Raw genomic sequence first — 13,590 nt, 5'->3', positions numbered from 1 at the left:
ACCTGTGCAAATTCCATGCCCGTCGCGTAACGCTTGCGAGACGCTTCTTGTGCGTACGGTCACGGAACGGGCACCTGGCTTGATTTGTCGGAGGCCTCGGGCAGACTTGGCGCGTACATCCGGATCACCGCGGTCACGCGCGCGCGTACAGCGCGCATACGGGTCGTGTAGGGGGAAGCAGAGATGAGCCAGGACGGCGCACACGGCCGCTATGCCGGCGGGTCGGTGGCGAACGGCCGGTACCAGCTTCGCGACCTGCTCGGCGAGGGCGGCATGGCCTCGGTGTACCTGGCGTACGACAGCGCGCTGGACCGCCAGGTCGCCATCAAGACGCTGCACTCGGAACTCGGCCGGGAACAGTCGTTCCGCGAGCGGTTCCGGCGCGAGGCGCAGGCGGTCGCGAAGCTGCAGCACACCAACATCGTGTCGGTGTTCGACACCGGCGAGGACACGGTCACGTTCAACGACCCCTCGATGGGCGACGGCGGCGTCATGCCGTACATCGTCATGGAGTACGTGGAGGGCCAGCCGCTCGGCTCGGCGCTGGCGGCGGACATCCAGCAGTACGGGGCCATGCCCGCCGAGAAGGCCCTGAAGGTGACGGCCGACGTGCTGGCCGCCCTGGAGACCAGCCACGAGATGGGCCTGGTCCACCGGGACATCAAGCCGGGCAACGTGATGATGACCAAGCGCGGTGTCGTGAAGGTCATGGACTTCGGCATCGCGCGCGCCATGCAGTCGGGCGTCACGTCGATGACGCAGACCGGCATGGTGGTCGGCACCCCGCAGTACCTGTCGCCCGAGCAGGCCCTGGGCCGGGGCGTGGACGCCCGCTCGGACCTGTACTCCGTCGGCATCATGCTCTTCCAGCTGCTGACCGGGCGGATCCCGTTCGACGCGGACTCGCCGCTGGCCATCGCGTACGCACACGTCCAGGAGGAGCCGGTCGCGCCGTCCTCCATCAACCGGTCCGTGACGCCCGCGATGGACGCGCTGGTGGCGCGGGCGCTGAAGAAGAACCCGAACGAGCGCTTCCCGAGCGCCGCCGCCATGCGGGACGAGTGTCTGCGGGTGCTGTCGGCGGGGCAGACCGGTGCGCCGGTGATCGTGCCGGGCGCGCCGTCGAACAGCGGGGCGGGCGTGGGCTCGGCGGTGTTCCCGCCGGTGGACCACTCGACGCCGGCGCCGCCGCAGCACGTCCAGACCCCGTACCAGCCCCCGACTCCGGCCCCGGGCCCGTACGGCGCCCCGACCCCGGCGCCGACCCCGGCGCCCGCCCCGGCGACGTACGGCTACCCGCACCAGGCCCCGGCTCCGAGCCCGGCGCCCGGTCCCGCGTACCAGACCCCGGCCCCGGCCCCGTACACGCCGGCGGGCAGCGGCGGCCGCCGGAACATGCCGCTCATCGTCGGCGCCATCGTGGTCGCCCTGATCGCCGTCGGCGGCGTGATCACGGCGGTCGCCCTCAACAAGGAGGACGACCCCGGCGGCGCGGGCGGCCAGGCGGCCGGCGGGGGGACGTCGGCGTCGGCGAGCGTGGGCTCCGAGGGCACGTACAAGGGCCCTGACCTGGGCAAGACGATCGACACCAAGAAGTGCACGGAGCCGTCGGAAGGCAGCGACCCGGACAAGTTCAAGGCGCCCGACTTCACGTACAAGAACATCAACTCGGTGCGGGCCTGCATCCAGGCCGCCGGCTGGAAGATCACCAAGGAGGTCCGCATCGACGAGGCCACCTACGGCGACGGCACGGTCCTCACGCAGTACCCGCCGAAGGGCACCGAGATCACCGAGGACGGGGCCGAGTTCACCCTGGAGATCTCCACCGGTCACGCGCCCCAGTAGGCCGGACTCACCCGACCGAAGCACGGAGCCGGGACCGAGATGCCGGTGCGCGATCGGCATGTGACGCTGTGCTCGTCCTCATGCGCAGCTCGTCACAGGAGGCGTCACCGATGACTGCAGCCCTCGCTCGTCGAGGCCGCCGCGCGGTGCCCACGGTGCTGCTCGCGGCCGCGCTGTCCGCCGGTCCGATGCCCCTCGCGTACGGCGAGGAGAGCCCCGGCCCCCCGGGGGCGAGCGCCTCCGCCGGTGGGAGTGCCGGACCGCCCGAGCCCACGGGCACGGGCGGCGGCGGGAGCGGGGCTTCCCCGGAGGCTTCGATGTCCGGGGGGCCGGGGCCCAGCGGCTCGGCTTCGCCCGGGCCGTCGCCCTCCGGGCCGACGGCGACGTTCTCGCCGGGGCCGTCGCTGGCCGGGCGGCCCGCCGGGGCGGGGCGTACGCGGCCGGGGCGCACCAAGGTCCCGTGGCGGATCCCGTCGGTCTCCGTCACCCCGTCGGCCTCCGTCTCACCCGTCCCTTCGGACTCCGCTCGTACCGAAACGGCAACAGTCCCATGGCGCCGCGACCGCGAGGGCCCGGCGCTGGAGGCCGTACCCGAGGTGGACTCCCCGGCGGCCGTTCTCCGCCGGCCCACGCCGTCCGCCGACACGTGGCGGTCCGGCCCGCAGGCCACCGGGGCCGTCGCTGACCGGCGGGTTCCCGTTCTCACGCTCGGCGTCGGGCTCGCGCTGATGGGCCTCGGCATCGGCTTCCTCGGCCTCCGGCTGCGCCGCCGCTGAGCGGCCCGTCCCTCTCAAGGGGGACCTCCGCGATCAGTCCCGAGTCGGTTGTCCCCCTCGGCATACTCGGTATACATACTGAGTATGTCGATCCGCCACGGCCTCCTGGCCCTCCTCGAACGGGGACCCCGCTACGGCTCCCAGCTCCGTACGGAGTTCGAGTCCCGCACCGGCGCCACCTGGGCGCTGAACGTCGGCCAGGTCTACACGACCCTGAGCCGCCTGGAGCGGGACGGCCTTGTCGCCCAGGACGGTGAGGACGCGGCGGGGCACCCGCTCTACGTCATCACCGACGCGGGGCGCGCCGAGCTCCGTACCTGGTTCGAGCGGCCCGTCGACCGCACCAGCCCGGCGCGGGACGAGCTGGCCATCAAGCTCGCCATGGCGGTCGGGGCGCCCGGCGTCGACATCCGCGCGGTGATCCAGGCGCAGCGGCGCCACACCGTGAAGGCGATGCAGGACTACACCCGCCTCAAGGCCCAGGCGCTGACCGCCCTGGAGGCCGGGGACGATGCCGCGCGGGAACGTGACGACGTGGCGTGGCTCCTCGTACTGGAGCAGCTCATCTTCCAGACCGAGGCCGAGGCGCGCTGGCTCGACCACTGCGAGGCACGCCTCATCCGTCTCTCGGCGGCATCGGCGCCGGCAGACGACGGACGGATCACCTCCCCACCCGTGGCACCGGCCGTCCAGGAACTGACCCATCCCGGCCGGCCGCGCGCCACGCCCTGATCCGCCCGCACCCGCATCCACACCCGCAGCCGCAGCCACACCCGCCCGCAGCCACACCCACCCATCACCGAACGACCGACCGCTCCGTGCGCGCCCACCCGCGTACGCCAAGGGGGGACCCCTTCATGTCATCACCCACGCCCCAGCCGTCCCGCCGGCCCGTGCTGCAACTCCAGCAGCTGACCCGGGTCCACGGCACCGGGGCCACCGAGGTGCACGCCCTGCGCGGCATCGACCTCGACGTCTTCCCCGGCGAGCTGGTCGCCGTCATGGGACCCTCCGGCTCCGGCAAGTCGACGCTCCTCACCATCGCGGGCGGCCTGGACATCCCCACATCGGGCCGGGTCGTCGTCGAGGACACCGACATCACCACCGCCGACCGCCGCACCCTCGCCGCGCTGCGCCGCCGCAGCATCGGCTACGTCTTCCAGGACTACAACCTCATCCCCGCCCTCACCGCCGCCGAGAACGTCGCCCTGCCGCGCGAACTGGACGGCATATCCGCCCGCAAGGCCCGCGGCGAGGCCGTCGCCGCGCTCGACGAGATGGGCCTCGGCCACCTCGCCGACCGTTTCCCCGATGAGATGTCCGGCGGCCAGCAGCAGCGCGTCGCCATCGCCCGCGCCCTCGTCGGCGAGCGCCGCCTTGTCCTCGCCGACGAACCGACCGGCGCCCTCGACTCCGAGACCGGCGAATCCGTCCTCGCCCTGCTCCGCACCCGCTGCGACGCCGGTGCCGCCGGTGTCCTCGTCACGCACGAGCCGCGCTTCGCCGCCTGGGCCGACCGCGTGGTGTTCCTGCGGGACGGCGCCGTCGTCGACCAGACCGTACGCACGGACGCCGACTCCCTGCTCGCGCAGCAGGCGGGCCTCTCCGGCCAGGCGGGCGGCGAGCGGTGAAGAACTGGTTCCACTCCTGGCGCGCCGCGGTGCGGATCGCCCGCCGCGACGCCTGGCGCTTCAAGGGCCGCAGCTTCCTCGTCCTCGCCATGATCGCGCTGCCCATCCTGGGCGTGAGCGCCGCCGACCTGACCCTGCGCAGCGCCGAGCTGTCCCCACAGGAGAAGGCGAGCCGTCTGCTCGGCGCCGCCGACGCCCGTCTGATGGACCCCGGCATGGGCGGCGCCGCCATCCACCAGTCCCCGGACGGCCAGATGTACACGCCGGCCAAGGACACCGGCGACGAGCCGTGGCCCGACGGCGGGACCGACGTCACCAAGGCGTTCCCGGCCGGGGCGACCACCCTGACGGACACCACGGGCTACGCGAAGCTGCGCACCGCACACGGGCTGCTCCAGGCGGAGGTCCGCGAGCTGAAGGCGGCCGACCCGGTCGCCCGGGGCATCATGGCCCTCCTGGACGGGCGGTTCCCGCAGAAGGACGACGAGGTCGCCGTCTCCGCGCGGTTCCTGGAGAACAGCGGCCTGAAGGTCGGCTCGACGCTCGCCGCGCGCGGCCTCGACCGCGAGTACACGGTCACCGGCGTGTACGAGCTGCCCGACGACCTCAAGGCCGTCCAGGTCAACGTCCTGCCCGGCGCGCTCCTGAAGCCGCTCGGCAAGGCACTCGGAGCCGCCGGACTGGCGGGCGGCGACACCTCCACGACCCACCTCGTGCAGCTCGGCGGCGGAGCGGCCGGCGCGGCGGGCTCGGCCACCGGCTCCACCGGCTCCACCGGCTCAGCGGGTGATGGTTTCACGTGGAACATGGTCCAGGAGGCCAACGCCAAGGGCGTCCACGTCGTCTCCCGCGCCGTCCTGATCGACCCGCCCGCCACGTCGGACGTGCCGCTCTTCCAGCGGGACGGCTGGGGCTCCTTCGCGGAGAGCCCGGGCGCCGAACGGGCCGCTCTGGTGGCCGCCGCGACCGTCGTCGGCCTCGCCATGCTGGAGATCTGCCTGCTCGCCGGCCCCGCCTTCGCCGTCGGAGCCCGGCGCTCCCGCCGCCAGCTCGGCCTGGTGGGCGCCAACGGCGGCGACCGCCGCCACATCCGCTCGATCGTCCTGGCCGGCGGCCTGGTCATCGGCGCCGCGGCCGCCGTGGCGGGAACGCTGCTCGGCCTCGTCCTGACCTTCGCGCTGCAGCCGGTCCTGGAGGACGTCATCGGCCAGCGGTTCGGGTCGTTCGACGTGCGGCCGCTGGAGCTGCTCGGCATCGGCCTCCTCGCCGTGCTCACCGGGCTGCTCGCCGCGATCGTGCCCGCGATCACCGCGTCCCGCGAGACCGTCCTGGCCTCGCTCACCGGCCGGCGCGGCGTGCGCAAGGCCAACCGCGTCCTGCCCGTCATCGGTCTCGTGGCCGCGCTGGGCGGCGCCGCTATCGCCCTGTACGGCTCGCTGTTCAGCGACCAGTTCATCATCGTGGCGGGCGGCAGCGCCCTCGCCGAACTGGGCGTCGTCGCCATGACGCCGATGCTGGTGGGCCTGTTCGGGCGCGCGGGCCGCTGGCTGCCGCTTTCGCCGCGCCTCGCGCTGCGGGACGCCGTGCGCAACCGGGGCCGTACGGCGCCCGCCGTGGCCGCCGTGCTCGCCGCCGTCGCCGGGACGGTCGCCGTCTCCACGTACACGGCGAGCCGAGACGCCCAGGAGCGCGCGGATTACGTGGCCCAGCTCCCGCACGGGGCGGTCAGCGCGCTGGTCGCCGAGGACGGCGGCCGGGACGTCCCCGCCATCCGGGAAGCCGTCCGGAAGCACCTCCCGGTCGACGTACGGGCCGATGTCGCCCGCATCGCGGTCGGCAAGCCGAGCTGCCGGCCGTGGGAGGGCGGCGACGGCTGCGGCCGCGCCGAGCTCGTCATACCGAAGGCGAACGAGTGCCCGCTCTGGGCGACCACGCCCGACGGCTCCGACCCCGCCGAGAAGTACAGCGTCGAGGAGCGCCGCAAACTGTCCGAGGACTGGCGCTGCGCCACTGAGCGGAACGGCTCCATGGCCACCGACAACGGCGTGCTCATCGCGGACGCGAACCTGCTGAAGGTCCTCGGCGTCGACGACCACGCCGCCGCGAAGGCCCTCGCCGACGGCGGCTTCGTCTCCTTCCGCAAGACGCACGTCGACGCGGCCGGCAAGGTGTCGCTCCGGCTGATCACCGACACGGAGAAGGCCGACGAGGCCGCCGCGAAGGGCCAGGACCCGGGCGGTGAGGTGAAGACCTTCCCCGCGTACCAGGTGGGCGACGACGTCACGTCGTACGGCATCAGCGGCCTCATCAGCCCGGACACCGCGAAGGCCGCCGGCCTCACCACGGTGCCGATCGGCTCGTACTACACGACCGGTCATCCGCCGAGCAGCGAGCAGCGGCAGCGGCTCGACGACGAACTGGCCAAGACGGGCGCGGACGTCCAGCTCCACATCGAGGAGGGGTACGTCAGCGAGTACGGCATCGTGCTGCTCGCGCTCGCCGTGTTCGCCGGCCTGATCACCATCGGCGCCGCCGGGATCGCCACCGGTCTCGCCCAGGCCGACGCGGAGGCCGACCTCAAGACGCTGGCCGCGGTCGGCGCGCCGCCCCGGGTGCGGCGTACCCTCAGCGGGTTCCAGTGCGGCGTGGTCGCCGTCATGGGGGTGCTGCTCGGATCCGCGGCGGGCGTCCTCCCTGCGATCGGGCTGCGGCTGACGGAGCGGCGCGAGGCGATGCGCTGGTACGAGGAGGCCCGCGACGGCGGCTGGGCCGGGTCGGCGGACCTCCCGCACGTGCCGATCGTCCTGCCGTGGGAGACGTTCGGCGCGCTGCTGGTCGCCGTACCGCTGGGTGCCGCGCTCCTCGCCGCCCTGCTGACCCGGTCGCGCGGCGCCGTGGCACGGCGCGCGGTCACGTGACGGAGCGTCCCGGGCACCGGTAGTGCCGACCGCGCCGGGCCTGCCGGTGGCCGGTTGTGCCCCCGTACGAGGGTGGATCACCTTGGTGCGGGGGCACACCGTGCTGTGACGCATCTGTACGAGAGAATGGCGGCATGGAGATGCCGAGGAATGAACGGTCGCAGGAGAGCCCGCAGGTCCTCATCGTCGGGCAGGACGGTATGGCGCTCGGCGGAGGCGACGGTGAAGACGAGTCGCGCGAGATCCCGGTGACGGAGATGGTCGAGCAGCCCGCGAAGGTCATGCGGATCGGCAGCATGATCAAGCAGCTGCTCGAAGAAGTACGGGCGGCACCTCTGGACGAAGCGAGCCGGGTCCGGCTCAAGGAGATCCACCACAGTTCCGTGAAGGAGCTGGAGGAGGGCCTGGCGCCCGAGCTGGTCGAGGAACTCGAGCGGCTGTCCCTCCCGTTCACGGACGAGGCGGTTCCGTCGGACGCGGAACTGAGGATCGCTCAGGCGCAGTTGGTCGGGTGGCTGGAGGGTCTCTTCCACGGCATCCAGACCGCGCTGTTCGCGCAGCAGATGGCGGCGCGCGCCCAGTTGGAGCAGATGCGGCGGGCGCTTCCGCCGGGGGCGGGCTCCGAGGACGAGGAACACGGCCGCGGCAACCACGCGACCCGCTCGGGCGGGCCGTACCTGTAGCAGGGGCGCGTACGACGACGGCCCGGCACTCCTCGAAGGGGAGCGCCGGGCCGTGTGCTGTCCGCAGGGTGCGCGTGGCCGGCGGGACGCTGTCCTCCGGCGTGGCGCCGCGGCCGGCGGGACGCTGTCCGGCGTGTGCCGCGGCGGCGGGTCAGGCCGCCGGGTTGGTGAGCAGCACCTTGCCGACGTGGGCGCTGCGCTCCAGCGTCCGGTGGGCCTCCGCCGCCTCCGTCATCGGGAACGTACGGTCCACGACGGGACGCACCGTGCCCGCGCCGATCAGCGGCCACACGTGCTCCCGTACCGCCGCCACGATGGCCGCCTTCTCCGCCTCCGGCCGGCCGCGCAGCGACGTCGCCATGACCGCCGCGCGCTTCCGCAGCAGGGCGCCCAGGTTCAACTCGGCCTTCACGCCGCCCTGGAGGCCGATGACGGCCAGCCGGCCGTTCACCGCGAGCGCCTTGACGTTCCGCTCCAGGTACTTGGCGCCCATGATGTCGAGGATGACGTCCGCCCCGGCCCCGTCCGTCGCCTTGCGCAGCTCGTCGACGAAGTCCTGCTCGCGGTAGTCGATCAGGATGTCCGCGCCCAGCTCGGCGCAGCGCTGGAGCTTGTCCGGGCTGCCCGCTGTCACCGCGACGCGGGCCCCGACGGCCTTGCCGAGCTGAATGGCCATCGTGCCGATGCCGCTGGCCCCGCCGTGCACCAACAGGGTCTCGCCGGGCCGCAGATGGGCCACCATGAACACGTTCGACCACACCGTGGCGGTCACCTCCGGGAGCGCCGCCGCCGTCGCCAGGTCCACGCCCTTCGGCACCGGCAGCAACTGGCCCACAGGGACGGCGACCTTCTCGGCGTACCCGCCGCCCGCGAGCAGCGCGCACACCTCGTCGCCGACGGCCCACCCGGAGACCCCGGGGCCGAGCGCGGCGATACGGCCCGAGCATTCGAGGCCCGGGTACGGCGACGCGCCGGGCGGCGGGTCGTAGTGGCCCTGCCGCTGGAGCAGGTCGGCGCGGTTGACGGCACTCGCCGCCACGTCGAGGACGACCTCACCCTCGCCGGGCACGGGATCGGGCACCTCGGACCAGACGAGCGCCTCGGGGCCACCGGGTTCCGGAATCGTGATCGCATGCATGGCCGCGAGGCTACTCCCCGCGCGGTACCGAACGGCCGCCGGGCGAGCCGGTGTTGCTCGGCGCGGTGCTGTTGGCCCGCACGATGGTGATGACGCGGTCGGTGAGCTGGAGCGGGCTCGCCTCAGGGTCGTCGTAACCGATCAGCCGGTGCCCGCGCAGCACGCTCACGACGAGGTCGTGGGTCTCCCGTACGCTCCGGCCCACCTCCGCCTTGGTCACCGGGCGCTCGACGAGGTCGAGGCCGGTGCCCTGCTGGATCAGGCCCTCCAGGACGGTGCCGGCGCTGGGGCTCAGCACGGACAGGCCCAGCAGCCGGCCGGCCGCGCTCGCGCTGGTGATCACCGCGTCGGCGCCCGACTGCCGCAGCAGCGGCGCGTTCTCCTCCTCGCGGACGGCGGCCACGATCTTCGCGCCCCGGTTGAGCTGGCGCGCGGTGAGCGTGACCAGGACCGCCGTGTCATCGCGCTGCGTGGCCACGATGATCTGACGGGCCTTCTGCACCTCGGCGCGCAGCAGCACATCGCTCCGTGTGGCGTCGCCGAGGACACCGGTGAGCCCTTCGGCGTTGGCGGCCTCGATCACCTTGTCGCTCGGGTCGATGACGACGACCCGCTCCTGCTTCAGCCCGGTGGCGCGCAGTGTCTCCAGAGCGGAACGGCCCTTCGTTCCGAAGCCGACGACGACGGTGTGCTCGCGCAAGGCGGACCTCCAGCGTTTCTGCCGCCACTCCTCGCGGGTGCGTTCGGCGAGCGCTTCGAGGGTGGTGCCGATCAGGATGATCAGGAACACCACGCGCAGCGGCGTCACGACAAAGACATTGATCAGCCGGGCGGCGTCGGTGACCGGGACGATGTCACCATAGCCCGTGGTCGAGAGTGTCACCGTGGCGTAGTAGACGGCGTCGAGCAGGCTGACGTCCACGTCCTTGTTGTCCCGGTAGCCGTCGCGGTCGAGCCAGACGATCAGGACGGTGAGCGCGAGGACCCCCAGAGCCATCATCAGCCGCTGTGCGACCTGGCGGAGCGGGTGCTCGACGATCGCCTTGGGCAGCTTCACGCGGGCGCCGGTGAGATGCTCGTCGGCCTGGCGTGCCATCACGTCGCGGCCGGGCAGTTTCACGTGAAACCTCCAGGGGTGGTGGCCCACGGGAGGGCGAGGATCTCCAGTTCGTCGCCGGGGCGGGCACCGCCCGGGGGGACCACGGCGAGCCCGTCGGCGGTGGCGAGCCCGCGCAGCATGGCGGGGCCGTTGTAGTGCAGCGGCACGGCTTCCGCAGCGCGCCGGACGACCGGGACGAGCCGGGTGTCGTGCGGATGCCCGTGCACGGCGTCGCGTACGGGAAGCCGGTACGGCTCCGGGGTGCGGCGGCCGGTCGACTCGCGGAGCAGCGGCTCGGCGAGGGTCAGCAGCCCGGAGACGGCCGCCAGCGGGTTGCCGGGCAGCCCGACGAGGTGCCGGTGCGGTGCCCGTGGCGGGTGCCGGTGCTGGGGCCGGTCCGTGCCGGGGGCTTCGCGGGAGGCTTCGACCGGGGCTTCGCGCGGGGCTTCGAGGCGGGCGAGCAGCATGGGGTGCCCGGGCCGTACTTGGACGCCGTCGACGAGGAGTTCTGCGCCCGCCCGGTGGAGGACGGGGTGGACGTGGTCGACGGGGCCCGAGGCGGTGCCGCCCGTGGTGACCACCAGGTCGGCCGCTGTGCCGGTCACGGCCTCGTACAGCGCTTCGGCGTCGTCGCCGACGCGGCGTACGGCGATGACGTCGGCGCCCAGCGCACGCAGCCACGGCCCGAGCATGGGGCCGAGGGCGTCCCGGATGAGCCCGTCGTGCGGAACGCCGGAGGTGAGCAGCTCGTCGCCGAGGACCAGGACCTCGACCCGGGGTGGCTCCACGGTGACCAGCTCGTCGTACCCGGCCGCCGCGGCCATGCCCAGGACGGCGGGCGTGGCGAGCACGGCGGCGGGCAGCAGCTCGTCGCCGGTACGGCACTCCTGGGCGCGCGGCCGGATGTCCTGGCCGGGAACGACCTCGCGGAGGGCGTGGAGGTGCTGCTCGGTGCGGCCGGGCTGGACGCGGGCGTGTTCGGTGCGGATGACGGCGGTGGTGTCCGGCGGGACGCGGGCGCCGGTCGCGATACGGACCGCGGTGCCGTCGGGCAGCGCGGGCAGCGCGTCGTGTCCGGCCAGGACGGAGTCGCCCGCGCGGATCTTCCACGGGCCCGGCCCGGCGACGGCCCAGCCGTCCATGGCGGACGTGTCGAACGACGGCAGGTCGGTGAGGGCGGTGAGCGGCTCGGCGAGCACCTGGCCGAGGGCCTGCTCCAGGGGAACGCGGACGGTCCGTACGGGGGCGGTGCGGCCCGCGCGGGCGGCGATGTCCCTGGCCCGGGACCAGGGACTGCCGTGGCGTCCCTCCTGGTGCGGGTCGCCGCCGGGCCGGGCGGTCTGTGGCGGGCGGCCGACCAGGGCGAGTGCTTCGTCGACGCCGTCGACGTCCGGGTCGGTCATCCCGCGTCGGCCTCGGTGCCGGGGCGGGTGCCGGGCCGGGGGTCTGCCTCGGTGCCGGGCCGGGTGTCGGTCTCGTTCGCCCAGCGTGCGGCGAGCGCTGCGGCCTTGCGGGCCGCCTCGGCCACGGCTTCCGGGCCGCCGTTCCCCGCCTTGGCGGCCGCGTACCCCACCAGGAAGGTGGTGAGGGGCGCGGCGGGCCGGGCGACACCGTGGGCGGCGTCGCGGGCGAGGTCCAGCAGGAGTGCGGTGTCGACGTCCAGCTCGATGCCCAGTTCCGCCTTGACCGCGGTGATCCATTCGTCCAGCACGTTCCCATGCTCCCTGATGCGGGCCCGGGCCGCGGCGAGGTCTTCCCAGGTGTCGCAGTCGAAGGCGGCGAGCGGCTGGGCGGGGACCCGGGCGAGGTCCAGTTCCTGCGTCAGCAGACGCAGGGGCAACCCTGAGAGACGGCCGTGCTCGGTGGCGAGGAGAGCGATCTCGCGGCGCAGGGGCTCGGTGCGGTACGCGGCGACGAGCGGCTGGTCGCGTCCGTCGGCGTCCACGGCCAGGACGGCCTCGGCGCCCCGGACGGCGTGAGCCGTCCCGTCGTTCCCGGCCGTGCCGGTGGCGAGCGCGTCCACGAGGCCGCGCACCGTGGCGCGGTCGAGGAACGGCAGGTCACCACCGAGTACGACGACCGTGTCGGCCTCCACATGCCGTACCCCGGCGGCCAGGGCGGCGAGCGGGCCACCGCCCGGCGGGTCCTCCCGAGCCCAGACGACAGGCCGTGAGGTCGCCCGGCGACCGCCCACGACGACGGCACGCCCGGCGTCCCGGCAGGCGTCCAGCACACGGTCGAGCAGGGCGCGACCGCCCACGCTCAGCCCGGGCTTGTCCGCGCCACCGAGTCGTCGGGCGGCCCCTCCGGCCAGCACGACGGCGTCAAATCGGGTCACGCGCCCAGTATGGTCGCCCCCGCTCCGCGGACGCGGCGGGGCCCCCGGCCCTGCGGAAGCGGGGCCGGGGACCCGTGGTGCGGCGGGTGCCGCCTGAGCGGGTGCCGCGCGCGGGTTCCCCGCGGGTTCTCCAGGTGCCCTACAGGTGCTCTACAGGGCTCTAGAGGTGCTCTACAGGGTGCGCAGGAGCACCGCGGGCTGCTCCACGCAGTCCGCGACGTACCGGAGGAAGCCGCCTGCCGTGCCGCCGTCGCACACCCGGTGGTCGAAGGTGAGCGACAGCTGGACGACCTGTCGTACGGCCAGCTCACCCTGGTGCACCCACGGCTTGGGCACGATCCGCCCGACGCCGAGCATCGCCGCCTCGGGGTGGTTGATGATCGGCGTGGAGCCGTCGACGCCGAACACGCCGTAGTTGTTCAGCGTGAACGTCCCGCCGGTCAGGTCCGCCGGGGTCAGCGCACCCTTCCGCGCCTGCTCCGTCAGCCGGGCGAACTCCGCCGTCAGGGACTCGGCGGACCGCCCGTGCGCGTCCCGGACGACGGGCACGACCAGGCCCCGCTCGGTCTGCGCGGCGAACCCGAGGTGCACCTCCGGAAGGCGCACGATCTCCCGCGCCGCCAGATCCACCCGGGAGTTGAGCTCCGGGTAGCGGGCGAGCGCGGCGGTGCAGATCCGTGCGAAGAGCGCGAGCACGGAGATCTTCGGACCTCCCGCGGCGTTCATGGCGGCGCGGGCCGCCATCAGCTCCGTCGCGTCGGCGTCGACCCAGCAGGTCGCGTCGGGTATCTCCTGGCGACTGCGGGTCAGCTTGTCGGCGACCGCGCCGCGCACACCGCGCAGCGGCACCCGCTCACCACCGGCGGCGGCCGGAGCGGCGGCGACCGGTGCTGCCGGGGCAGCGACCGCGTTGGCCGGTGCGGCCGCGGCGCGCTCGACGTCGGCGCGCAGGATCAGCCCGTCCGGGCCGGAACCCCGCACCTGCCGGAGGTCGATCCCCTTGTCCCTGGCGAGCTTCCGCACCAGCGGCGAGATCACCGGAACGGGCCCGTCGCCCGCCACAGGCGCGGCAGCCACCGACGGGGACGCGGCAGCAGCCGGCGTCAGCGCGGCAGCGGTCGGCGTCGGTGCGGCAGCGGCCGCCGACGTCGATGCGGTGTGA

General features: G+C 74.0%; 11 protein-coding genes. 6 read left to right on the top strand and 5 right to left on the bottom strand.

Annotated elements, in window-relative coordinates:
• Positions 1-183: 183 nt before the first annotated feature.
• From HTZ82_RS03470 to HTZ82_RS03445, 6 genes are all read left to right on the top strand, one after another.
• On the top strand, positions 184-1,845 hold the full coding sequence (locus tag HTZ82_RS03470; protein ID WP_175407764.1) for a protein kinase: 1,662 nt from the start codon (positions 184-186) through the stop codon (positions 1,843-1,845).
• 110 nt (positions 1,846-1,955) lie between these two features.
• Positions 1,956-2,621: a hypothetical protein gene (locus HTZ82_RS32695; RefSeq protein WP_175407755.1), complete on the top strand. Its 666-nt coding sequence runs from the start codon at positions 1,956-1,958 to the stop codon at positions 2,619-2,621.
• Between the two features lie 84 nt (positions 2,622-2,705).
• Positions 2,706-3,353 carry a PadR family transcriptional regulator gene (locus tag HTZ82_RS03460; protein WP_175407763.1) on the top strand — a complete coding sequence of 216 codons (648 nt, stop codon included), beginning with the start codon at positions 2,706-2,708 and terminating at the stop codon, positions 3,351-3,353.
• Positions 3,354-3,478: 125 nt separating this feature from the next.
• On the top strand, positions 3,479-4,252 hold the full coding sequence (locus HTZ82_RS03455) for an ABC transporter ATP-binding protein (RefSeq protein ID WP_175407762.1): 774 nt from the start codon (positions 3,479-3,481) through the stop codon (positions 4,250-4,252).
• Entirely contained in the window at positions 4,249-7,170 is a 2,922-nt protein-coding gene (locus tag HTZ82_RS03450; protein WP_175407761.1) for an FtsX-like permease family protein, read from the top strand. The genes HTZ82_RS03455 and HTZ82_RS03450 overlap by 4 nt, the downstream gene beginning before the upstream one ends.
• A gap of 134 nt (positions 7,171-7,304) precedes the next feature.
• Positions 7,305-7,853 carry a bacterial proteasome activator family protein gene (locus tag HTZ82_RS03445; RefSeq protein WP_175407760.1) on the top strand — a complete coding sequence of 183 codons (549 nt, stop codon included), beginning with the start codon at positions 7,305-7,307 and terminating at the stop codon, positions 7,851-7,853.
• Between the two features lie 151 nt (positions 7,854-8,004).
• Here the strand turns inward: HTZ82_RS03445 and HTZ82_RS03440 are convergent, their stop codons facing one another.
• The 5 genes from HTZ82_RS03440 to HTZ82_RS03420 form a co-directional block, all read right to left on the bottom strand.
• Positions 8,005-8,991, bottom strand: a complete 987-nt coding sequence (locus tag HTZ82_RS03440) for an NAD(P)H-quinone oxidoreductase (RefSeq protein ID WP_175407759.1) — start codon at positions 8,989-8,991, stop codon at positions 8,005-8,007.
• A gap of 10 nt (positions 8,992-9,001) precedes the next feature.
• Positions 9,002-10,087 carry a TrkA family potassium uptake protein gene (locus HTZ82_RS03435; RefSeq protein ID WP_175407783.1) on the bottom strand — a complete coding sequence of 362 codons (1,086 nt, stop codon included), beginning with the start codon at positions 10,085-10,087 and terminating at the stop codon, positions 9,002-9,004.
• A 20-nt stretch (positions 10,088-10,107) separates the two neighbouring features.
• On the bottom strand, positions 10,108-11,493 hold the full coding sequence (locus HTZ82_RS03430) for a molybdopterin molybdotransferase MoeA (RefSeq protein ID WP_175407758.1): 1,386 nt from the start codon (positions 11,491-11,493) through the stop codon (positions 10,108-10,110).
• Positions 11,490-12,428 carry an NTP transferase domain-containing protein gene (locus HTZ82_RS03425; protein WP_175407757.1) on the bottom strand — a complete coding sequence of 313 codons (939 nt, stop codon included), beginning with the start codon at positions 12,426-12,428 and terminating at the stop codon, positions 11,490-11,492. Before HTZ82_RS03425 ends, HTZ82_RS03430 begins: the two co-directional genes overlap by 4 nt.
• Positions 12,429-12,599: 171 nt before the next feature.
• A partial coding sequence (locus tag HTZ82_RS03420) for a dihydrolipoamide acetyltransferase family protein (protein WP_175407756.1) occupies positions 12,600-13,590 on the bottom strand: 991 nt, incomplete at its 5' end.

Origin of the sequence: Streptomyces sp. TRM64462 (assembly GCF_013362995.1) — a bacterium.
In the GTDB taxonomy this organism is placed as follows: Bacteria; Actinomycetota; Actinomycetes; order Streptomycetales; family Streptomycetaceae; genus Streptomyces.
This window is presented reverse-complemented; position numbering and strand designations above follow the sequence as displayed.